Source organism: uncultured Sphingomonas sp. (genome assembly GCF_913062585.1).
Classification (GTDB): Bacteria; Pseudomonadota; Alphaproteobacteria; order Sphingomonadales; family Sphingomonadaceae; genus Sphingomonas.
Genome location: NZ_CAJXWX010000009.1, coordinates 63,497 through 85,202 on the forward strand (window position 1 = coordinate 63,497; position 21,706 = coordinate 85,202).

The window sequence follows — 21,706 nt, forward strand, 5'->3', positions numbered from 1 at the left end:
CGCGCCCGTGCTTGTCCACGCCGGGGCGATCGTGCATCGACCTGCGTGTCGTCTAGCCAAGGATCGTCCATGCCCGTCACCGACATCGCCACCCGCGTCTATAATCATGGCTGGCGGCTGGACCCGGTGGTGCGCAGCCTGCTCGACACCGATTTCTACAAGCTGCTGATGCTGCAGATGATCCGGCAGCTTCACCCCGATGTGCACGCGACCTTTTCGCTCATCAACCGCAGCACCTCGGTCCGCCTGGCCGAGGTGATCGACGAGCGCGAATTGCGCGAACAGCTGGACCATGCGCGGTCGTTACGCTTCACCAAGAAGGAGCTGATCTGGCTGGCGGGCAACAGCTTCTACGGCAAGCGGCGGATGTTCACCCCCGACTTCCTGGAATGGCTCGCGCGGTTCCAGCTGCCCGACTATGACCTGCGCACCGTCGACGGCCAGTTCGAGCTGCATTTCGAGGGCCCCTGGGCCCAGACCAGCATGTGGGAGATTCCCGCGCTCGCCATCGTCAACGAACTGCGTTCGCGCGCCGCGCTGAAGGGCAAGGGGCGGTTCGAGCTGGACGTGCTCTATGCCCGTGCCAAGGCCAAGCTGTGGGACAAGGTCGAGCGGTTGCGGGCGCTTCCCGACCTGGTCCTCTCCGACTTCGGCACGCGGCGGCGGCATGGTTTCCTGTGGCAGCGCTGGTGCGTCGAGGCGTTGAAGGAGGGGCTGGGGAGCCGCTTCATCGGCTCGTCCAACGTGCTGCTGGCGATGGACAACGACCTGGAGGCGATCGGCACCAACGCACATGAGCTGCCCATGGTGATGGCCGCGCTCGCCCCCGACGATGCGGGGGTGGCCGCCGCGCCCTACCGGGTGCTGGAGGAGTGGCAGGCGCTGTATGACGGCAACCTGCTGATCGCGCTGCCCGATGCGTTCGGGACGACGGCGTTCCTGCGCGACGCGCCCGACTGGGTGGCCGACTGGACGGGGTTCCGCCCGGACTCGATGCCGCCGATTCCGGGTGGCGAGCAGATCATCGCCTGGTGGCAGGCGCATGGCCGCGACCCCAGGAGCAAGCTGCTGATCTTTTCCGACGGGATGGACGTGGACAGTATCGAGGCGGTCTATCGCCATTTCCACGGCCGGGTGCGGATGAGCTTCGGCTGGGGGACCAATCTGACAAACGACTTCCGTGGCTGCGACCCGGACGGCGAGGCGGGGCTGGAGCCGATCTCGCTGGTCGCCAAGGTCATCAGCGCCGATGGCCGCCCGGCGGTGAAACTGTCCGACAACCCGGCCAAGGCGACGGGCGACCCCGCCGAGATCGAACGCTATCTCCGCATCTTCGGCCAGGATGGGCGCCAGGCGAAGCCGGTCACGGTATAGAATCGCCTCTTCCCCTTGCCAGCACCGGGCGCGGGCCATAGCGTCGGCGCCTATCTCGGGGGAGGCAGAGTAGCGTGACGAGGGGCATGACGGCGCGACGCCGGTGGGTGGGTTTCGCGTTGATGGCGGGGGTGGCCGCGGCGTCCCTCTGTGGAAGCACGATGGCGTTCGCCGCGCCGAACGAGACCAAGGCGGCGGCACCGACCGTCGCGGTCGAGCCCGTGCCCGGCTGGATCCGCGACTATGCCGTGCCGGAGGCGACCAAGGCGCGGGTCGAGGGGGCGCGGGACGGCACCGCCTATCTGCTCAACGACCAGCAATATCGCGCCCGCGCCGACGGGCATGACGACTGGTTCCGGCTGGCGAGCAAGGTGGTCGACCGCAGCGGGCTGGAATCGGCGGGGCAGATTTCGCTCGTCTATAATCCTGCGTTCGAAAGCGTCGGCATCGCCTTTGTCCGCATCGTCCGCGACGGCAGGACGATCGACCTGACGCGCGATACCCAGTTCCGCGTGGTCGAGCGCGAAAGCGACCTGAAGGACGGGATCGTCAGCGGCAGCCTGAAGGTGATCGCCAATGTCCGCGACCTGCGGGTCGGCGACGTCATCGACTATGCGACGATCGTCCACACCAATTCCACCCTGTGGGCGGGCCAGTCCTTCCACCAATTCTCGCAGCGCTTTTCCGATCCGCTGGCGATGCGCGCGATCCGGCTGATTTGGCCCAGCGGCATGACCCCTGCGTTCAAGGCGCTGAACAGCGATGTCGCGTTCCAGGTCAAACCGTTCGACGGCGGCACCGAATGGGAATGGCTGGCGCAGGATCCTCCTGCCGCCAAGGGGGAGGGCGATGTGCCCGCCGGGGCCTTCCAATGGGGCCTGGTCGATATCTCGACGATGAAGAGCTGGGGCGAGGTCGCCGTCTGGGCCGATCGGCTGTACAAGGGCGACGAGGCACTGCCCGCCGATTTCGCCGCCCGGCTGGACGCCATCGCCAAGGCCTATCCGGCGGCGGCGGACCGGCTGACCGAGGCGTCGCGGCTGGTCCAGGATAATATCCGCTATGTCGGCGAGGAACTGGGCGAGGGGTCGTTCGTGCCCCGGCGGCCCGCGACGGTGGTGGCGCGCGGCTATGGCGACTGCAAGGACAAGAGCCTGTTGCTGGCGGTCGCGCTGCGGCGGCTGGGCATCGACGCGGCGCCGGCGCTCGTGTCGACGCAGGCGGGCGAACGCCTGCCCGACCGGCTGCCCTCGCCGCTTCAGTTCGATCACGTCATCGTGCGCGCGGTGCTGGATGGCCGGGTGATGTGGATCGACCCGACCGGCACGCATCGCGGCGGGCGGGGCGCGGCGATCGTCGCGTCCGACCTGGGCTATGCCCTGCCGATCCGCGCGGGTCAGTCGGCGCTGGAGAAGATGGACGGCTATGGCGACCATGCCGGGCGGATGACCGTGGTCGAACAGTTCGCGGTCGACGAAAAGGGCGCCGTGCCGCTGACCCTGCATGTCGAGACGCGCTATACCGAGGCGCGGGCGGACGGGATGCGGGCAGGCTGGGCGGCGGGATCGGTGCGCAGCATCGCCGATGGCAATCTCGACTTCTATCGCCAGCGCTTCCCCGGCCTTGCCGAGGCCAAGCCGCTGGTCCTGAAGGACGATCGCGACGCCAACGTCCTGACCATGGTCGAGGACTATAGCTTGTCGCGCGAGGCGTTCGACAAGGCCAAGCTGTCGTCCAAGCTGATTACCCGCGCTTATGGGCTGCAGAACGTCCTGCCCGACCGCCAGGCCAATCCGCGCCGCAATCCGCTGGCGTTGCCGGACCATATCGTCACCGACCAGACGATCGAGCTGCGCGTCAAGGACCGGATGCTCGACCCGCTGGACAATATCGACGCCAAGGGCGGCCCGATCGCCTTCTCGCGGACCAGCACGAAGCTGCCCGACGGACTGCGCATGGTCTATCACCTCGACACCGGCGCGCGCGACCAGGTTCCGGCGACCGAGGCGGAGGCGGTCTATACCTTGTCCGACACGATGAAGGACGAGACGGGGATCGAATTCTATCTGGAAAAGGCGGGTCGCCCCTCCGAAATGCCGGGCGGGCTCGATCCGGCGATCGCCGCGACGATCCGCCCCGAGCTGGAAAAGGTCCAGGCGCTGATGCAGAAGCCCGACGAGGCCTCGAAGATCGAGGCGCTGTCGCTGATCGCCGCCATTTCGGACAAGGTGCCGCATCCCTCGCCCTTTGCCGGGTTGATGGACGGGCTGAAGGCCGGAGTGCTGTCTGATCTGCGGCGGCCGCAGGCGGCGCTGACCGCCTTCCGGTCCGCGACCGCGCAATATGACGGCAATCCCGAGGTGTTCCGCCTGTGGATCGGTTATGAGATCGACCTGGGTGACGGCACCAGTGTGGCCAAGGCGTTGCAGCGGACCCGGGCGGTGCAACCCGGCATCGTCGCCACGCTCGACGAACGCTGGATTCAGGGCGCTCTAGGACAGGTGCAGGCGCTGGAGCCCGCCAAGCGACAGGCGGCGCGCGAGGATATCTGCTTGGCCTTGTCCGCCTCAGGCTGGCAACAGACACCGCGAACCGCGTTCGGCGACACCATCTTGCGCTGCGCCATCCTGGCGCATGTCCGTCGCGGCCAGATGGCGGAAGCGCGTGCGTTGCTTGCCAATGAGCCATCGGCCAAGACCCTGGTCACGCTGGCGGCCGAGCGCCGCTATCAATCCTTCTGGCCCGCAGTGGACCGGATGATGGCCGATCATTTCCGTGGCGCGCTGCAGGCCGATGCCCGGCGGGCGGCGGCCGCCGCCAAGGCCGCGCCGACCAGCTACAAGACCGTATTGTATCAGATGCAGACCTTGCGCGCGCTGGGTCGTTTCGACGAGGCGATCGCGGTAGGCAAGCCGCTTGCTACCGACCGCGCCCGGATCGAGATGGTCGGCCAGGACGGCTTCCGGCTTGTAAACGAATATGCCGCCGCTCTGAAGATGGCGGGGCGGCCCGACGAGGCGATCGCGGCGCTGGACCTGGTGATAGGGCTGGGCATCGAGCAATATCCCGACCTGGCACCAATCGCGATCAACCGAGCGGATATGCTGAGCGCGATGGGGAAAGACCAGGCGGCGCTCGACAGCTTCAATTCGTTGGCGGCCGATCATCTCGATCGGTTGAACGCGCATGGCCGCAGCTATGTATGGGGCGGTCGCGCGTGTGTGCTATACCGAATGGGACGTCTGGACGAGGCAAAGGCGGACGAGGCCAAGCTGACCGCCAAGCCTGCCGATAATTGGGGCGCGGTGACGCGTGTAGTGACATGTCGCGGCGACGTGAAGGCCACGGCCACCATATTGCTTGACCGGTTGCGCGACGAAGACGCGCGGAATGATGTGTTCGACCAGTTCCTGACCTTCGAGACGGCGGAAGCGCAGATGCCGATGGAACAGACGATCCTTCAGACCCTGGCCAAGGCGCGCGCCACGCCCGAGGTCCAGGCGGAATTCGCCAAATATGCGCGGCCGCTCCACTATGCCGGGACGAGCCAGGGCTGGTGGACCTATTGATCCAGGCTGGTGGTTATGACGTGCCTGTCATGATAAGCTGCTGATCCGGCTGGCGAACTACGCCGGTCGGATCATGGGAGAGGATCATGGGCCACGCCGACCGTCGGACGATCATCGCGGGGCTGGGCGCGGGCCTTGCCATGGCGGCGAGCGGAGCCTGTGCCGCGCCGCGCGGCCGCAAGGTCGGTTATGCGATCGTCGGGCTGGGCCGCTATGCCGAGCTGATCATGGCCAAGTTCGCCGAATGCGACCAGTCGCGCCTGGTCGCTCTGGTCAGCGGCACGCCCGAGAAGCTGACGCGCTTCGGCGAGAAATATGGCGTCCCTGCCACGCATCGTTATTCCTATGCCGATTTCGATCGTATCCGCGACAATCCGGATGTCGATGTCGTCTATGTGATCCTGCCCAATGCGCTCCACGCCGAATATACGGTGCGCGCGGCCAGGGCGGGCAAGCATGTGATGTGCGAAAAGCCGATGGCGGTGTCGGTCACGGAATGTCGCACGATGATCGCGGCGTGCCGGGCGGCGGGTCGCAAGCTGATGATCGGCTATCGCTCCCGGTTCGAGCCCCATAACCGGCTGGCGATCGACCTGGCGCGCAAAGCCTTTGTCGGCCCGACCCGGATCATCACCGCCGACCATGGTTTCAATGCGGGGTCGAACCAGTGGCGGCTCGACCGGGCGCTGTCGGGCGGCGGGTCGCTGATGGATATCGGCATCTACAGCCTGAACGCCGCCCGCTATCTGACCGGCGAGGAACCGGTCGAGGTCAGCGCGATCGAATCGACCGATCGCAGCGATCCGCGTTTCCGCACCGTCGAGGACCGGATCAGCTTCCTGCTGCGCTTCCCCTCGGGCATCGCGGCGACCTGCGTGTCGAGCTACAGCTCCAACCACAATATGTACCGCGTGACGGGCACGGAGGGCTGGATCGAACTGGAGCCGGCGACCGCCTATGAGGGGCAGAAAATGTGGATCCGCCGCGACGGCCGGACCGAGGAGCGGCAGGTGCCCGTGGCTAAGGGCCAGCATGCCGGGCAGCTCGACCATTTCGCCCGGTGCATCCTGAACGGCACCGATCCGCTGGTGCCGGGCGAAGAGGGGCTGGCGGACATGCGGGTGATCGAGGCGATCTACCGCTCCGCCCGCGAAGGACGCCGGGTGACGCTGGCCTGATCCTCTTCGGCGCGGAGGCCTGTTTTTCTTCCCTCGCCCCTCGCAGAGGGGAGAGGGTTGCGCAGACTTGGTCTTTGCGAAGCAAAGGCTTAGTCGGAGCTGGGTGAGGGGTGGGCGCGCATAGCGCGCGCGAGCCATTGGGCTCGCTCGACCCTTCACCCAAGCTGCGCTAGCCAGCAAAGCTGGCAAGCTTCGCTAACCCTCTCCCCTGTCCAGGGGAGAAGGAAAGAATAAGCCATCCGGAATCTCGATCCGTCCTAGCTCGGCCGCGGCAATCGCCGTTCGACCAGCATCACCCCCAGCGCCGCCGCCGCCAGGCAGGCGGCCAGGAACAGCATCGGGGCGGTGTCGCTGCCCGTCCGGTCGCGGATCGCGGGGACGATGGCCTGTGCGACGAAGCCGCCCAGATTGCCGACCGCGTTGATCGCCGCGAACCCGGCGGCGGCGCGGGCGCCCGACAGGAAGCGCGGCGGCAGCGTCCAGAAGGCGGGCTGGCCCGAAAAGATCGCCGCCGCCCCCAGGCTGAGACAGGCGAAACGTAAAGGCACCGACGTCACCACGACGCTCAGCACCAGCAGGATCGCCCCGGCCAGCGCCGGCCCTGCGGCATGCCATATCGGATTGCGATAGCGCGCGGCATGGCGCGGCACCGCCCAGAGCGCAAAGGCGACCAGCGTCCAGGGAATGATCCCGAGCAGCCCGTTGACGGTGTTGGACACGCCGAAACCGCGAATGATCGTCGGCAGCCAATAGCTCAGGCCATAGGCCGCCAGCGGAAAGCCGATATAGACCAGGCACAAGAGCAGCACGCGACCGTCGCGCAGCACCGACAGGATGCCGTCATGGCCGTCGTCCGGCTCGGCCTTGGCCAGTTCGTCGGCCAGCCACGTCTTCTGCGCGTCGCTGAGCCAGGTCGCCGTCGCGGGCGTGCGGGGCAGGGCGAAGAGCACGACGGGGGCCAGCAGCACGGCGGGCACCCCGGTCGCCAGGAACACCCATTGCCACCCCGCCAGCCCCAGCGTCCCGTCCTGGTCGAGCAGGAACCCGCCGACCGCGCCGCCCAGCGCATTGGCGACCGCGCTCGCCAGCATGAACAGCCCGACCGCGCGGGCCCGGTAGCGGACCGGAAACCACAGGGTCAGGACATAGAGCACGCCGGGAAAGAAGCCCGCCTCCGCCGCGCCCAGCAGGAAGCGCAGCACGTAGAAGACGGTCGCATTGGGGGTGAAGGCCAGCGCCACCGTCACCAACCCCCAACTGGCGATGATCCGCGCGAACCAGCGATGCGCGCCGACCCGGTGGAGCAGGATGTTGCTGGGCACCTCGAACAGGAAATAGCCGATGAAGAACAGCGAGGCGCCCAGCCCGAACGCCGTCTCGCTGAGGCCCAGCGCACCCACCATCTGCAGCTTGGCATAGGAGATGTTCTGCCGGTCGATATAGGCGACCAGATAGAGCAGCCCGAGCAGCGGCATCAGCCGCCACATGACCCGGCGGATGGTCGCCTGTTCCAGCGCGTGCATAGACTCTCCCGACCTATCGTACCCCCGCTGCCAGGACCCGGCGCGGGGTGTGACGCTCTTGTCGGTGGCTTCGGCCCGGAAAGCCATCGCTAAGATCAGGGAATTGCTCTAACCGGCTTCTATCGCGACCGGATCGGCGGCGCGGGGATCGAGGATGCTTTTCGCCCATGGCAGTGCCCCATAGCTTCCGCGAACGCCTGTGCGCGGGCGGTGCGTGCGGCACGCTGATCGCGCAAGGCGACTGGTCGGCCAGCCCGTTGGGCGCGATCGAGGGCTGGAGCGCGGCCTTGCGCAACGCCCTGCTGATCCTGCTGCACGCGCCCGTCCCGATGGCGATCCTGTGGGGCGACGATGGCGTCATGCTCTATAACGACGCCTATTCGGTGTTCGCGGGGCAGCGCCATCCCGGCCTGCTGGGATCGCTGGTCCGTGAAGCCGGGAGTGAGATCGCCGCGTTCCACGACCAGGCGATGCGCGCGGTGCTGGCGGGTGGCACGCGCAGCTATCGCGACCAGGCGCTGACGCTGGACCGCAACGGCGCGCCCGAGCCGCTATGGGTGAACCTCGACTATGTGCCGGTGATCGACGACGATGGCCGGCCCGGCGGCGTGCTGTGCGTGCTGGCGGAGATCGCCGACACGGGCGCGGTCGAGCGGCGGCGGCAGGAAGCGGACGCCGCCCTGTCCCAGAGCGAGGCGCAGTTCCGGCTGATGGTCGATACCGTGCCGCAGATCATCTGGATCACCGACGCCAATGGCCGGATGCAGTTTCTCAGCCACCATTTCTCGATCTATACCGGCGCGCAGTTCCAATCCATGGCCCCGGCCGAGATCGCGGCGGCCTTCATCCACCCGGAGGACGGGCCGCATGTCGTCGCCACCTTCCAGGCCGCGCTCCGGTCGGGCGGCGAGCATCGGTGCGAACATCGCATCCGCTCCGCCTCGGGCGAATATCGCTGGTTCCTCGACCGCGCGCATCCCTATCGCGACCCCGTGACGGGCCAGATCGTCCGCTGGTTCGGCGTGTCGGTGGACATTCACGACCGCAAGCTGGCCGAGGATCGGCTGCACGCGCTGAACGCCACGTTGGAACAGCGGGTCGCCGAGCGCACGGCCGAGCGCAACATGCTGGCCACGCTGGTCGAGAATACCGATGTCATGGTCAAGGCCATCGACATGGATTTCAACATCCTGGCGCTCAATGCCGCCAATGCCGACGAGTTCGAGCGGGTGTTCGGCGTGCGGCCGCGCGCGGGCGACAATATCCTGGCCCTGCTGGCCGACCAGCCCGCCCTGCGTGAGGAAGTGCGTGCGGGCTGGGCGCAGGGGATGCGGGGAGAGCAAGTCACGATCGTCGAGCCATTCGGCGATCCGCAGCGCGATCGCCCCCATTACGAAATCAGCTTCCGCCCGCTGTTCGACGAGGCGGGGGTGCAGATCGGCGCCTATCAGTTCGTCACCGACGTCACCGATCGTCTGCGCCGCGAAGCCCAGTTGGTCGAAGCGCAGGAGGCGTTGCGCCAGGCGCAGAAGATGGAGGCGATGGGCCAGCTGACCGGCGGCGTGGCGCACGACTTCAACAACCTGCTGACCCCGATCGTCGGCACGCTCGACCTGTTGCAGCACAAGGGGCTGGGCGGCGCGCGCGAACAGCGGCTGATCGCGGGCGCGGCGCAATCGGCCGAACGGGCGCGGACGCTGGTCCAGCGGCTGCTCGCCTTCGCCCGGCGTCAGCCGCTTCAGATGATCCCGCTCGACATGGCCGAGCTGGTCCGCGGCATGGGCGACCTGATCGCCAGCACGACCGGGCCGCAGATCGCGGTCGAGGTCGATATCGCTCCCGACCTGCCCTCCGCCGATGCCGATCCGAACCAGCTGGAAATGGCGCTGCTCAACCTGGCGGTGAATGCGCGCGATGCGATGCCGGGCGGCGGCACCTTGCGCATCGGGCTGTCGCAGGTGCGGGTAACCGCCGCGCAGGCCCTGCCGGTCGGCGAGGGCGCGTATCTCCGCCTGTCGGTCGCCGATACGGGCAGCGGCATGGACTCCGCGACGCTGGCTCGTGCGATCGAACCCTTTTTCTCGACCAAGGGCGTGGGCAAGGGCACCGGCCTGGGTCTGTCGATGGTCCATGGCTTGGCCTCGCAGCTGGGCGGCGCGCTGCATATCGACAGCGTGCCCGGCCAGGGGACGCGGGTCGACCTGTTCCTGCCGGTCGGCGTCTCGCCCGCGCCGATCGCTGTCCCCGGCCCGGCCTGTGCCGGCCCGAGGCAGCGCAGCGGCCGCGTGCTGCTGGTCGATGACGAGGATCTGGTCCGGCAGAGCACCGCCGATATGCTGGGCGACCTGGGCTATGCGGTGATCGAGGCGGGGTCGGCCGAGGAGGCGATGCGGCTGATCGACGACGGGGCGGCGTTCGACCTGCTGGTCACCGACCACCTGATGCCGGGCATGTCGGGCACCGATCTGGCCCGCACCGTCCTGACCCGGCGGCCGGGCGTCTCGATTCTGCTGGTATCGGGCTATGCCGAGGCGGAAGGGATCGAGCCGTCCATGCCCCGGCTGGCCAAGCCGTTCCGCAAGCAGGAACTGGCGCACAGCCTGTCGCAATTCGCGGGCGACATGGCGGTGACGGCCTGACCCCCGCGGCGTTCACCATCCGACCGGGTGTGCCCCTGGACGCGGCGGCGCTGACCGCCCTGATGCACGCCGCGTCGGCCTATCGCGGCCACTATGCCAGCATATTGGAAGGCTATGCGATCACGCCCGAGCAGATCGCCGCCGACCTGTTCCATGTCGCGGAGAAAGAGGGCGTCCTTCTGGGCTTTTACAGCCTGACACTGGTGCCGGAGCCCGAACTGGACCTGTTGTTCGTCTCCGACCATGCGCAGGGGGCGGGATTGGGCGCGGCGCTGTTCCGGCACATGGCGGGCGAGGCGAAGCGGCTGGGCGTAGCGGCGGTGAAGATCATATCCCACCCACCATCGGCGGGGTTTTACGAGACGATGGGCGCAACCGTTATCGGGACGAAGCCTCCCACCCCGAAGGCCCGCTGGGCGCGGCCGATCCTATGCTTCCGCCCTTGACCGGACTCGCCAACCCCTGAGCTTTGCGGCACGATCCGCCGATCCGAAGCGGAGAGGATCGCCCGATGAACCACCATGTCGTCGCCATCGTGCCTGCCAGCGACCTGGACGCCAGCACCGCCTTCTACCGACTGCTGGGGTTCGAGTTGGCGGCGGATTTCGGCGGCTATCGCATCCTGGAGGATGGGCGCGGCTGGCACCTGCACCTGAACCACATGCCCGGCTGGCCGCCCCGGGTGGAGGACAATCCCTTCGGCCTGTACCTCTATGTCGAGGATGTCGACGCGGTGGCGGCGCGCGTGCGCGACCGCATCATCGAACCCGGCGCGCCGCACGCCAAGCCCTGGGGCACGTACGAATTTGCGGTCAGCGATCCAACCGGGGTGCTGGTACGGATCGGGCGGGTCATGGGGTGAGGGGGCTTGGGTTATGGATGGCATCGGGCTTCCTCGCCAACCCCTGGACGTTCGGGCCGGCACGGCGGGCCCCCCCCCCGGGCCTTTTCGGGAAAGCGCGATCGGGAACGGGTTTTGAGAAAGCGGAGTTCGCAGGCGGCCGTCGACGCAAGGGGCGGGGGCGGATTCGCGTCTCGAGTTCGCAAACGAGAAAGCCGGCAGACGACGCCAGAACCGCAAGATCGGTCGAGCGCGTCATAGCCGGGAGCGCCTAACTTGTGTCGCCAAGAGGATAGGACGAGATGACGGCGGCGCTTCAAAACTACCATGCCCGGATGCAGCGGGTGCTGGATCATATCGACCGGCATCTGGAGGACAATCTGGACTTGGATGTGGTGAGTGGCATCGCGGCCTTCTCGAAATACCACTTCCACCGGCAATTCACGGCGACCTTCGGTCTGTCGGTGCATCGCTACGTCCAACTGGCCCGCATGAAGCGGGCATCCTACCAGTTGGCTTACCGGGACGCGCAGAGCGTGACCGACATAGCGATGGATGCCGGTTACTATGCGCCGGATGCCTTCGCCCGCGCCTTTAGGCGAAGGTTCGGGCAGTCGCCGTCGTCGTTCAGGAAGGCTCCCGACTGGGAGCCGTGGCTTGCGGCCTTCGGGCCTCTCGACAACGCGAGGAGTAAGCTCATGCAGACCACCTACACCCCCGACGACGTGACGATCCGCGACGTGAGCCCGACGCCCGTGGCGATCATGGAGCATCGCGGCGACCCGGCAACGATTGGCGCGACCATCCAGCGGTTCATAGCCTGGCGCAAAGCGACCGGACTGTCGCCGAAGACCAACCCGACCTTCAACGTCTTCCACGCCGACCCACGCACGACGCCTCCGGCCGAGTATCGCATGGACCTGTGCGTCGGCACCGATCGCCCGATCGACGCGCATGGCGAGCGGATCGAGGTCGGCACCATTCCCGGTGGACGCTGTGCGGTGCTGCGTGTCGTCGGCAACACCGACAATCTGGAGCATGCCGCCTTGTACCTCTACCGCGATTGGCTACCGGCCAGCGGCGAGGAAGTGCTAGACTTTCCGCTCTACTGCCGGCGCATCACCTTCTTCCCGGAGGTGCCGGAACATGAAGCTGTCGCGGAACTGTTCCTGCCGCTGAGATAGTTGGTTCCATGGGCGGCATTGTTTCGTAGCGAACAGGCCGTCCTTTTTCAAAATACCCCCTAATGGGACGGCTCGGGCTGTCTCGGTCGCCGTTCATATTTGAGACGTTCAGATACTGCCTGCTCGCTCGATGACCAAAGCGCGCGCCGTGCCGATAGGAACGGCACGATGCGCATCCCCTTGTTCGGCATGGAAGATCGATCCGGGTGTCAGCCGGTGGACTTGGTCGACGCCATTTTCGCGAACCTGCATATCGAAGCTTCCATCGAGAACGACGAAGACCTCCGGTCCGTCGTTCACGTGCCAGATATATGGCTGGTCGGTCCAGTGCAGCCGAATGGTCACGCCATCGATCTCACCGATATCCAGCGCCTCCCAGGGCCGCCCACCTTGAAATGCACTGGCTTCGACAATCTTCATCATACCCTCCCTTGGTGCCGCCGAGATGGTACGGAGGATGGGAATAGACGAGATGGCAGATCGCCGTAAGTGACGACGTTTCGAAGGTGCAGATGAACCGAACAGGCAAACGACTCGACGAGATCGACCAGCGATTGGTGGCATTGCTGCGTCGGGATGCCCGCAAGCCTGTTGCGTCGCTCGGCCGCGATCTCAACCTTTCACGCACGGCCGTGCAGGCGCGTATCGCTCGGCTCGAGCGGGACGGCATAATCCTTGGCTATACGACGACACTCGCTTCCGACGTGGTGGCAGGCGTCATGGCGCTGGTTTCGCTGTCCATTTCAGTGCGGCCGTGCGCGCTCGTCACTGACAGGCTTGCCGAATGGCCGGAGGTCGAGCGCATATACTCGATCGCCGGTGATCGGGACGCCGTGCTGGTTGTCTCGGCCGCTTCGCCGCAAGCGCTGTCCCAACTGGCCGATCGCCTTCAGACCATCGAAGGGATCAGGAACGTCGAGACAACGGTCATTTTGTCACAACGGACAGGATCGACACAGGCCTGATTGCAACTTGGGGGGAAACTCCGACTGACCGCACCTTCAATTTCCCCATCAACCATCTTTTTTGGGAAAAGGCGATATTCAGTTCCGTCGGCGCTGGCCGCCGGCGAGCCCCCGCCTCAATGCAGCTTGGCGATCGACAGTCCGTCTTCCTTCGCCCGCGCCTTGACCGACTCCTCGCTGCGGGTCAGCGCCTTGGCAATGGCCTTCAGCGCCATGCCCTTCTTGGCGAGCGTGTGCAGCTTCTGGATTTCGTCCTGGCGCCAGGGCTGGCGATGTCGTTCAAAGCGTTCGGCCATGGCCCCTTATAGGCCGATCCCGCACCGCTGACCATGGCCGGGGCCGCATGATAGGTTGCTTACAAATGCGTCATGGACGCCTGTGCCGCTTGCCATTGTATCGCGGTGCAGCAAGATAGCCCGATCGGGAGACGTTATATCATTTGGGGTTGTCTATGCGTTTTGGTGTGCTCCTTTGCTGTGTCGCTTCGTCTGCCATAACCATGCCCGCGCTGGCGCAGACGCGGGGCGTGCCTGCGTCCGACTCGGATCAGGCCCCGACTGGCCAGAGCAGCGATATCGTCGTCACCGCCAAGCGACTCGACACCGCGCGCGAGCATATCCAGCCGAGCCTGGGCGCCTCCAATTATGAAATCAGCAGCGAGACGATCAAGGCGCTGCCCGGCGGCGAGAACCAGCAGTTCAACCAGATCCTGCTCCAGGCGCCCGGCATCGTGCAGGACGGTTTCGGCCAGTTCCACGTCCGCGACGACCATAACGGGCTGCAATACCGCATCAACGGCACCATCCTGCCCGAAGGTCTGGCGGTATTCGGCCAGACCCTGTCGCCGCGCCTGGTCGACAAGGTCAACATCCTGACCGGCGCGCTGCCCGCGCAATATGGCCTGCGCACGGCGGGCGTGATCGACATCACGACCAAGAGCGGCCTGTTCGACAATGGCGGCACCGCGTCCATCTATGGCGGCAGCCACAATACCATCCAGCCCAGCCTGACCTATGGCGGCTCGAGCGGAAGCACCAATTACTTCGTGTCGGGCGATTACCGGCACAGCGGCCTGGGCATCGAGAGCGTCGATGGCCGGTCCAACCCGGTGCATGATGATACCGACCAGTATCAGGGCTTTGCCTATGTCGACCATATCCTGGACGACCAGAACCGCGTGTCCTTCGTCGGCGGCTATTCCAACCAGTGGTTCCAGATCCCCAACCCGGTCGGGCAACAGCCGAGCGCGGGATGGAGCGTCGGCGGCCAGACTGCCTTCCCCAGCGAAAAGCTGAACGAGACGCAGCTGGAGAAGACCGGCTTCGGCCAGGTCGCGTTCCTCCACGATGCCGAGCCGCTGACGGTGCAGGCGTCGCTGTTCGCGCGCTATTCCTCGCTGCGCTATCGCCCCGACGTGCTGGGCGAGCTGCTCTATAACGGCCAGGCGCAGCAGGCGTATAAGCAGGACTTCGCGATCGGCGGACAGGTCGACGCGGTCTATCATGTCGGCAGCGCCCATACGCTGCGCGGCGGCCTGCTCGTCACCCGCGACCGCTCGACCAGCGACACCACGACCCAGGTGTTCCCGGTCGATGCGAATGGCGGCCAGACGGGCGAGCCGATCGCGATCACCGACAATGGCGGCAAGACCGCGACCAGCTTCAGCGCCTATCTGCAGGACGAATGGAAGCTCGCGCCCAAGCTGACGCTCAACTATGGCGGCCGCTACGACCTCTATAACGGCTATCGGCGCGAGGGGCAGCTGTCGCCGCGCGTCAACCTGGTCTGGCAGCCGGGCAGCATCTATACGCTCCATGCGGGCTATTCGCGCTATTTCGTGCCGCCGCCCTTCGAGCTGGTCGGCAATACCAGCATCGCCAAGTTCGTCGGCACCAGCGCCTATCCTGCCAATCCGCTCAACGACGTGCCCTATGCCGAGCGGCAGGATTATTTCGACGTCGGGTTCCAGGCCAAGCCCAGCCGTTATTTCACCTATGGCATCGACGCCTATTACCGCATCTCGAAGAACCTGATCGACGAGGGGCAGTTCGGCGCGCCGATCATCCTGACCCCGTTCAACTATAAGCAGGGTCGCATCGGCGGTATCGAGGCGAATGTCAGCTATGCGCGCGGCGGCCTGCTCGCTTATGCCAATTTCGCCGCCGCCAAGGCGAAGGGGCGCAACATCGTCTCCAGCCAGTTCAGCTTCTCGCCGGACGATCTGGCCTATATCGCCAACCATTACATCTATCTGGATCACGACCAGACCTTCACCGGCTCGGCGGGCCTGTCCTATGCATTCAGCCAGGGCACGAAGCTGGGCGGCAGCATGATCTATGGCTCGGGGCTGCGCCGTGACGATGACGTCAACGACATTCCCAACGGCGCAAAGATCGCACCCTATGCGCAGTTCAACCTGACCGCGAGCCAGCATCTGGCCGGGCCCAATCTCGACATCCGCTTCGATGTCATCAACGTGCTCGACCACAAATATGAAATCCGCGACGGAACCGGCGTGGGCGTCGGCGCGCCGCAATATGGCCCGCGTCGCGGTTTCTTCGTGGGGCTGTCGAAGGCGTTCTGATGCCATGATTGTCCTCCCCCGATAGGGGAGGGCTACCGGCGAAGCTGGGGGAGGGGTGTCCCGTTATCGGGACACCCCTCCGTCCCCTTGCGGGGAGGAATGAAGCCGATCAGCCGATCCCGTATTTCTTCATCCGCTGCGGTAGCGTCTTGTCGAGCGCGGTCGCCAGCGTCCGGTCCTGCGCGGCCTGGGTGGTCATGCCCAGATGCGCCTCGGCCAGTGCCCGGCCATAGAGCGCCCAGGCCCGCCTTGGATCAAGGGCCAGCGCCGCGTTAAAATCGGCCAGCGCGGCCTGATCCTCCTTCAGGCGGAGATGGACGAAGCCGCGGCTGTCGAGAAAGCTGCCATTGCGGGGCAGCGCGCGCACGGCGGCGTTGCAGTCGCCCATCGCCTTGTCCAGATCCTTGTCGGCCAGCATCCGCGCCCAGCATCGCCCGTTCTGCGCGGTACTGCGCTCGGCATCCTCGCGGCGGCCGGTCATCCACAGATCATATTGCGCGATCGCCGCATCGAACGCGTCCGCGCGGGCATAAAGCTGCGCCATCTGCAGGCGCGCGGCGTCTTCGCGCGGCAATTGGGTGTTCAGCAGGTCGAGGTCGCCGATCGTCCCCGCCGGATTGCCTGCGCGAACCCGCAATTCGGCACGGATCAGCCGCGCGCGCGTGTCGGTGGGATCCAGCGTCAGGGTGGTGTTCAGATCGTCGATCGCCAGCACGGGGCGGCGCTGCGCCATATACGCCAGCGCGCGCTGGCGGGGAAAGCGCGGGTCCTTGGGCGCCATCGCGATCGCCTTGGTAAAGTCGTCGATCGCGCGGGGCAGGTCGTGCTGCGTCACATACATCGCACCGCGGCGGCTATAGCCCTCGGCATCGGTCGGCGTCGCGTCCGTGGTCGCGCCTTGCGCCGTCACGACGGCGGCGGTGGCATCGGCATGGGCGGTCGAGTCGAACAGACGCCCGCCATTATAGGTGAAATAGATGCGATGCTGCGCATTGGAGACATAGAGGCGGTGCGAGACGAAGAAGTCCGCGCCCAGCAGCATGTCGGTGTCGATCGAGCCCATATCCTCGATATGCAGGCGGACATTGTGCAGTTCCTCATTGCCGATCTTCAGCAGCTTGAACCGCGCGATCCAGCTCTGCACCACATGGCTGCCCAGGCCATAGCCCGCCCCGGCCAGCTCGACGCCGGGATCGCCGGGATGCACCCCGGCGCGGGCGGCGGCGCGCAGCGACACGGTGGTCTGCGTCGCGCCGGTGTCGAACGTCGCGTTCAGCTTCGCCCCGTCCAGCTCGACCGTACCCACCGTGTGACGCTGTCCATTGTCGCGGCTCTCGATCGGGATTTCGAAAAAGGGCTGGCCGCCGGTCCAATAAGCCATGGCCGACTTGCCGCAATTGCTCGGCTTGAACAGCCGGACCATGCCGCCGGGCAGGTCATATTCGACATCCCCCAACCCCAGGACATTCTGACCGATCAGGCCGATCTGGCCGACATAGCTGCCGCTGACGATGAACTGGACATTGGGGATGTCGAGCCCGGCCAGCTTGAAATCCTTGACGGTCGTCATCGAGGCGTCGGAGCTGCCGCCGATGCCACCGACTCGGAAGCCCATGGGCAGGGACCGGAGCGACAGACCCAGCTCACGCGCCTCGGGCGGGGAGATGTTGCTATAGGCAGCACCGCTGTCGAGGATGAAGGGCGCGGGCTTGCCGTTGATCCGGGTTTCGACGACCGGGCGAAAGCCCTGCATCGTGATGGGGATCGCCACCATCTGTCCGATCTTGCACGGCGTCGCGGCCATGGCCGGGCTCGCCGTCCCGATCATCAACGCCGCCAGCGCACCCGCCTTGCGATAGGCCCCGATCATCCCCGTCATCCCCATTTCGCGTTGCGGCGGCGAACCTATCAGGGCGTGAAACCGACGAAGATGACGGGATGCTTAAATCGCGGAAATGCAAGTTGAGGGAGGTCGTAACCGGCCGCCAATATTTTGTTCCGCCGGCCAATCATGAAATTCATGACATGTAGCGCACATGGCCTCATCGAGAATATGGAGGAATTATCAAGCCTATTCAGTGCATTGGTCATCGACTGTCATTTTGTCCAACATAAATCATCTTCTGTACGGATATTTCAAAGTGTTGCCGGGTTGGGCCCCCGCATATCGCGGAGACCCGTCATGGCCACAGCGGCATTGCCCAATTCTTCTTCATCCCGTGCGCCGGACGCTGACCGGCGGCGCGCGACTCGCTGGCTTCAGGCCCTCAACTTCTTCATGGCGGACATGCAGGCGGGGATCGGCCCGTTCCTGGGCGTCTTCCTGCAACAGCGCGGATGGCAGACCGGGCCGATCGGCTCGGTCATGACGCTGGGCGGCGTCGCGGGCATGGTGATGACCGTGCCTGCGGGCGCGTTCATCGACCATACCGACAAGAAACGCTGGGTGGTGGTGATCACCGGCATCTGCACCGTGCTCGCGTCCTTCCTGATCCTCTGGTCGCAGGCGGGCGTGGTCGTCGGGGTCAGCCAGGTGGCGACCGCGATCGCGGGGGCGGCGATCGGCCCGGCGGTGACCGGCATGACGCTGGGCGTCGTCCGGCAAAAGGGCTTCAACGCGCAGAATGGCCGCAACCAGGCGTGGAACCATGCGGGCAACATGGTCGGCGCGGGCCTGTCGGGCTTTCTGGGCTGGAAATTCGGGATGCCCGCCATCTTCTACCTCGCCGCGGCGTTCGGCGTGCTGGCGATCATCTCGGTCCTGTCGATCCCCGAGCGCGCGATCGACCACCGCGCGGCGCGCGGGCTGGAGGACAAGGACGGCGACGAGGATCAGGAAGGCGGCCAGGCGGAGGGGTTCAAGACGCTCCTGGCCAACAAGCCGATGCTGATCCTGGCGGCGGCGCTGGCCTGTTTCCACCTGGGCAACGGCGCGATGCTGCCGCTATACGGCATGGCGGTGGTCGGCGCGGGCAAGGGCGATGCGGCGATGTTCACCGCAACCACGGTGATGGTCGCGCAGGCCGTCATGATCGTCGCCAGCCTGGTCGCGATGAAGGTCGCCGCCGGGCGGGGCTACTGGTTGGTGCTGCTGATCTCGTTCGCGGCGCTTCCCTTGCGCGGCTTCCTGGCCGGCAGCTTCATCGAACATTGGGGCGTGTGGCCGGTCCAGGCGCTCGACGGCATCGGCGCGGGGCTTCAGAGCGTGGCGGTGCCGGGCCTCGTCGCCTGCCTGCTGAACGGCACCGGCCGGGTCAATGTCGGCCAGGGTGCCGTGATGACCATCCAGGGCGTCGGCGCCTCGCTGTCGCCGGCGATCGGCGGCTGGCTGGCGCAGGAACTGGGCTATCACATCGCCTTCTACATTCTGGGCGGCTTTGCGGTGGCGAGCCTGGCGCTGTGGATCGGGTTCGCGGGAACGCTGCGCCCGGCCTGTGCCGGGAACGCCGAGCCCCGGGAGGCAAAGGCATGAGCGGCTTCGCCTGGGTCCATATCGGAGACCTGCACCTGGACGAGGATGACGGCTGGCAGAGCCTCGACCGGCTGCATGCGATCGTCGGACAGGTGAACGCCCACATGGGCAGCGCCGACTTCGTCTTCGTGCCCGGCGACAATGCCAATCACGGCACGCCCGAACAATATGCCCGGATGCTGGAAGCGCTGGCGCCGCTAAGCCTGCCCTGGCGCATCATCCCCGGCGACCATGATTTCGAGCCGGGCGACCTGTCCGCCTATGAGGCCGCGATCCCCGAGGCGCATCGGCCGGAGACCGAGGTGATCGCGGGGCATCGCTGCCTGTTCCTCGACGTCGTGTCGGCGGGGGCGGGCGGGCCGGATTTCCGGCTGACCATGCATCACCGCAATCGCCTGTCCGAGGAACTGGCGCGAGCGAAGGCGGCAGGCGAGGTGCCCTTGGCCTTCATGCACGCCTATCCTGGCGATCTGGCGGCGGACGGCGACCGGATCGCGCGCCAGTTCATCGACGGCGCGGTCGCCTTTGTCGATACCGGCCATACCCATTATAACGAGCTGCTCAACGACGGCCGCGTGGTCTATGGCGCGACCCGCTCGACCGGGCAGATCGAGGAGGATGGCGGTGCGCCGGGCTTCACCATCGTCTGTGTCCAGGACCGGGTGGTCAGCTGGCGCTTCCGACGGCTGGACGCGCCGTGGCCGCATGTCCAGATCGTCTCGCCGGGCGATGTCCGGCTCATCACCCGCCCGACCGACCCGCATCAGGTGCCACGTCCCGGCGCGGTGGAGGTGTTCGCCCGGCTGTTCGGCGGAGATGCGCCGCCGGTCGCACGGGTCGGCGACCGCGACACGCCTATGACGCGCGGCGGCGATGGCCTGTGGCGCGCGACGGTGACGCTGGACGAGGGGCTCAACCCGATCGAGGTCCGTTGCGGAGACGGCTATGACCGGATCGAGTGCCTGGTCCGCGACGCCCATGCGATCCCGAAGCGCCGACTGCCCGTGGCACCGGGCGAGGATTGCCACGCGATCGGCGCCTGGCCTATCGCCGGGATCGACGGTGCCCAGCTCGGGCCCAACAAGAATGGGTGCGGATGGTGACCTTTGCCTATGGAGCCACCTGGGCGATTGCGGGCCTGTCGACGGCGGGCGTGATCGCACGGCCGATGCGCTGGCCCGAATGGATATGGGCGGTGACGGGGGCAGTCCTGCTGATCGTCCTCGGCCTGATGCCGCTGGCACAAGCGGGGCAGGCGGTTGCCAAGGGCCTCGACGTCTATCTCTTTCTGACCGGCATGATGCTGCTGAGCGAGACCGCGCGCGAACATGGCGCGTTCGACTGGATCGCCGCCACCGCCGTCAACATGGCGGGCCGGTCGCGCGCAAAGCTGTTCGCGCTGGTCTATGCGACGGGCGTGGTCGTCACGACCTTCATGTCGAACGATGCGACAGCCGTCGTCCTGACCCCCGCCGTGTTCGTCGCGGCGAAGAAGGCGAAGGCCGATCCGTTGCCCTTGCTGTTCGCCTGCGCGCTGATCGCCAATGCGGCCAGCTTCGTGCTGCCCATTTCCAACCCCGCCAACCTCGTTCTCTATGGTGGCCACATGCCGCCGTTGGGCGCGTGGATGAAGGCGTTCGCATTGCCCTCGATCGGGTCGATCGTGGTGACCTATGGGGTGCTGCGCTGGACGCAGCGGGCGCGGATCGCGGGGGACTGCGAATCCGATGTGACGCGCGAGGCGCTGTCGACCGGCGGCAAGCTGGCGATTGCGGGCATCGTGCTGACCGCGCTGCTGCTCCTGACCATGTCGGCGCTCGACGTCGAACTGGGCCTGCCGACCGCCTTGGCAGGCATCGCGACGGCGGTGGTCGTGTCGCTGCTGGCGGGGCGCTCGCCGGTGACGTTGGCGCGGTCGGTCAGCTGGGGCGTGCTGCCGCTGGTCGCGGGGCTGTTCGTGCTGGTCGAGGCGCTCGACCGGACCGGCGTGATCGCCTGGGTGGCGCGGGGCCTTCGCGATATGCTGACTGATCCGACGCGCGCGGCGGCGGTGTCGGGGACGGTGCTGGCGTTCGTCAGCAATGCGATGAACAATCTGCCGGCCGGCCTGGTCGCCAGCAGCGCCATCGCCCAGGCGCATCCGCCGCAGATCGTCACCGACGCGCTGCTGATCGGGGTCGACCTGGGACCGAACCTGTCGGTGACGGGATCGCTGGCGACGATATTGTGGCTTCAGGCTATCCGGCGCGAGGGCGAGGATGTGAGTTTCCTCGCCTTCCTGAAGGTCGGGGCGGTGGCGATGCCGCTCGCCTTGCTGGCGGCGCTGGGGATTCGGTTGCTGATCGGGTAGCGCCACCCTCCGTTCGCACTGAGCGAA

General features: G+C 66.5%; 16 protein-coding genes. 12 read left to right on the plus strand and 4 right to left on the minus strand.

Going from position 1 to position 21,706, the window contains the following annotated elements; translation table 11 throughout:
• Nucleotides 1-69: 69 nt before the first annotated feature.
• The 3 genes from pncB to QZ546_RS08230 all read left to right on the plus strand — a co-directional run bounded on the left by pncB (nt 70) and on the right by QZ546_RS08230 (nt 6,121).
• Complete coding sequence (gene pncB / locus QZ546_RS08220; RefSeq protein WP_294236107.1) at nt 70-1,374, plus strand: nicotinate phosphoribosyltransferase; 1,305 nt, start codon at nt 70-72, stop codon at nt 1,372-1,374.
• 161 nt (nt 1,375-1,535) lie between these two features.
• The gene (locus QZ546_RS08225; RefSeq protein WP_294236108.1) at nt 1,536-4,943 is read left to right on the plus strand and encodes a DUF3857 domain-containing protein; all 3,408 of its coding nucleotides are present in this window, start codon (nt 1,536-1,538) and stop codon (nt 4,941-4,943) included.
• A gap of 86 nt (nt 4,944-5,029) precedes the next feature.
• Nucleotides 5,030-6,121 (plus strand): Gfo/Idh/MocA family oxidoreductase, encoded by a 1,092-nt coding sequence (locus QZ546_RS08230; RefSeq protein WP_294236109.1) that lies wholly within the window; start codon nt 5,030-5,032, stop codon nt 6,119-6,121.
• 257 nt (nt 6,122-6,378) lie between these two features.
• Here the strand turns inward: QZ546_RS08230 and QZ546_RS08235 are convergent, their stop codons facing one another.
• Nucleotides 6,379-7,644 (minus strand): MFS transporter, encoded by a 1,266-nt coding sequence (locus QZ546_RS08235; protein ID WP_294236110.1) that lies wholly within the window; start codon nt 7,642-7,644, stop codon nt 6,379-6,381.
• 167 nt (nt 7,645-7,811) lie between these two features.
• Between QZ546_RS08235 and QZ546_RS08240 the strand changes: the two genes are divergently transcribed.
• The 4 genes from QZ546_RS08240 (at nt 7,812) to QZ546_RS08255 (ending at nt 12,308) form a co-directional block, all read left to right on the plus strand.
• The gene (locus QZ546_RS08240; RefSeq protein WP_294236111.1) at nt 7,812-10,283 is read left to right on the plus strand and encodes a PAS domain-containing protein; all 2,472 of its coding nucleotides are present in this window, start codon (nt 7,812-7,814) and stop codon (nt 10,281-10,283) included.
• Between the two features lie 29 nt (nt 10,284-10,312).
• Nucleotides 10,313-10,729: a GNAT family N-acetyltransferase gene (locus tag QZ546_RS08245; protein ID WP_294236112.1), complete on the plus strand. Its 417-nt coding sequence runs from the start codon at nt 10,313-10,315 to the stop codon at nt 10,727-10,729.
• 65 nt (nt 10,730-10,794) lie between these two features.
• A complete protein-coding gene (locus QZ546_RS08250) occupies nt 10,795-11,145 on the plus strand; it encodes a VOC family protein (RefSeq protein WP_294236113.1) in 351 nt (116 codons plus the stop codon).
• A gap of 281 nt (nt 11,146-11,426) precedes the next feature.
• Entirely contained in the window at nt 11,427-12,308 is an 882-nt protein-coding gene (locus tag QZ546_RS08255; RefSeq protein ID WP_294236114.1) for a GyrI-like domain-containing protein, read from the plus strand.
• 108 nt (nt 12,309-12,416) lie between these two features.
• Here the strand turns inward: QZ546_RS08255 and QZ546_RS08260 are convergent, their stop codons facing one another.
• The gene (locus QZ546_RS08260; protein WP_294236115.1) at nt 12,417-12,731 is read right to left on the minus strand and encodes a cupin domain-containing protein; all 315 of its coding nucleotides are present in this window, start codon (nt 12,729-12,731) and stop codon (nt 12,417-12,419) included.
• Nucleotides 12,732-12,820: 89 nt separating this feature from the next.
• Here QZ546_RS08260 and QZ546_RS08265 point away from each other — a divergent pair, with 89 nt between their 5' ends.
• Nucleotides 12,821-13,273 (plus strand): Lrp/AsnC family transcriptional regulator, encoded by a 453-nt coding sequence (locus tag QZ546_RS08265; RefSeq protein ID WP_294236116.1) that lies wholly within the window; start codon nt 12,821-12,823, stop codon nt 13,271-13,273.
• Nucleotides 13,274-13,389: 116 nt separating this feature from the next.
• On the opposite strand, the gene QZ546_RS08270 is transcribed toward QZ546_RS08265, so the two are convergent.
• The gene (locus QZ546_RS08270; RefSeq protein ID WP_042490606.1) at nt 13,390-13,569 is read right to left on the minus strand and encodes a hypothetical protein; all 180 of its coding nucleotides are present in this window, start codon (nt 13,567-13,569) and stop codon (nt 13,390-13,392) included.
• A gap of 203 nt (nt 13,570-13,772) precedes the next feature.
• Between QZ546_RS08270 and QZ546_RS08275 the strand changes: the two genes are divergently transcribed.
• On the plus strand, nt 13,773-15,857 hold the full coding sequence (locus tag QZ546_RS08275; RefSeq protein WP_294236117.1) for a TonB-dependent receptor: 2,085 nt from the start codon (nt 13,773-13,775) through the stop codon (nt 15,855-15,857).
• 109 nt (nt 15,858-15,966) lie between these two features.
• On the opposite strand, the gene QZ546_RS08280 is transcribed toward QZ546_RS08275, so the two are convergent.
• Nucleotides 15,967-17,736: a retroviral-like aspartic protease family protein gene (locus tag QZ546_RS08280; protein WP_294236118.1), complete on the minus strand. Its 1,770-nt coding sequence runs from the start codon at nt 17,734-17,736 to the stop codon at nt 15,967-15,969.
• 303 nt (nt 17,737-18,039) lie between these two features.
• On the opposite strand from QZ546_RS08280, the gene QZ546_RS08285 reads away from it, so the two are divergent.
• Genes QZ546_RS08285 through QZ546_RS08295 form a run of 3 tightly spaced genes read left to right on the plus strand, consistent with a single transcriptional unit; the run spans nt 18,040 to nt 21,679 of the window.
• Nucleotides 18,040-19,329: an MFS transporter gene (locus tag QZ546_RS08285; protein WP_294236119.1), complete on the plus strand. Its 1,290-nt coding sequence runs from the start codon at nt 18,040-18,042 to the stop codon at nt 19,327-19,329.
• Complete coding sequence (locus tag QZ546_RS08290; protein ID WP_294236120.1) at nt 19,326-20,432, plus strand: metallophosphoesterase; 1,107 nt, start codon at nt 19,326-19,328, stop codon at nt 20,430-20,432. Before QZ546_RS08285 ends, QZ546_RS08290 begins: the two co-directional genes overlap by 4 nt.
• A complete protein-coding gene (locus QZ546_RS08295) occupies nt 20,429-21,679 on the plus strand; it encodes an arsenic transporter (RefSeq protein WP_294236154.1) in 1,251 nt (416 codons plus the stop codon). The genes QZ546_RS08290 and QZ546_RS08295 overlap by 4 nt, the downstream gene beginning before the upstream one ends.
• The last annotated feature ends 27 nt before the right edge of the window (nt 21,680-21,706 follow it).

What these genes read in the sequence shown, in the direction of transcription:
- QZ546_RS08240 (WP_294236111.1), top strand. Translation starts at nt 7,812, where the DNA reads ATGGCAGTGCCCCATAGCTTCCGCGAACGCCTGTGCGCGGGCGGTGCG.
- pncB (WP_294236107.1), top strand. Translation starts at nt 70, where the DNA reads ATGCCCGTCACCGACATCGCCACCCGCGTCTATAATCATGGCTGGCGG.
- QZ546_RS08270 (WP_042490606.1), bottom strand. Translation starts at nt 13,569, where the DNA reads ATGGCCGAACGCTTTGAACGACATCGCCAGCCCTGGCGCCAGGACGAA.
- QZ546_RS08255 (WP_294236114.1), top strand. Translation starts at nt 11,427, where the DNA reads ATGACGGCGGCGCTTCAAAACTACCATGCCCGGATGCAGCGGGTGCTG.
- QZ546_RS08285 (WP_294236119.1), top strand. Translation starts at nt 18,040, where the DNA reads ATGGCCACAGCGGCATTGCCCAATTCTTCTTCATCCCGTGCGCCGGAC.
- QZ546_RS08275 (WP_294236117.1), top strand. Translation starts at nt 13,773, where the DNA reads ATGCCCGCGCTGGCGCAGACGCGGGGCGTGCCTGCGTCCGACTCGGAT.
- QZ546_RS08290 (WP_294236120.1), top strand. Translation starts at nt 19,326, where the DNA reads ATGAGCGGCTTCGCCTGGGTCCATATCGGAGACCTGCACCTGGACGAG.
- QZ546_RS08260 (WP_294236115.1), bottom strand. Translation starts at nt 12,731, where the DNA reads ATGATGAAGATTGTCGAAGCCAGTGCATTTCAAGGTGGGCGGCCCTGG.
- QZ546_RS08280 (WP_294236118.1), bottom strand. Translation starts at nt 17,736, where the DNA reads ATGACGGGGATGATCGGGGCCTATCGCAAGGCGGGTGCGCTGGCGGCG.
- QZ546_RS08235 (WP_294236110.1), bottom strand. Translation starts at nt 7,644, where the DNA reads ATGCACGCGCTGGAACAGGCGACCATCCGCCGGGTCATGTGGCGGCTG.
- QZ546_RS08250 (WP_294236113.1), top strand. Translation starts at nt 10,795, where the DNA reads ATGAACCACCATGTCGTCGCCATCGTGCCTGCCAGCGACCTGGACGCC.
- QZ546_RS08265 (WP_294236116.1), top strand. Translation starts at nt 12,821, where the DNA reads ATGAACCGAACAGGCAAACGACTCGACGAGATCGACCAGCGATTGGTG.
- QZ546_RS08225 (WP_294236108.1), top strand. Translation starts at nt 1,536, where the DNA reads ATGGCGTTCGCCGCGCCGAACGAGACCAAGGCGGCGGCACCGACCGTC.
- QZ546_RS08230 (WP_294236109.1), top strand. Translation starts at nt 5,030, where the DNA reads ATGGGCCACGCCGACCGTCGGACGATCATCGCGGGGCTGGGCGCGGGC.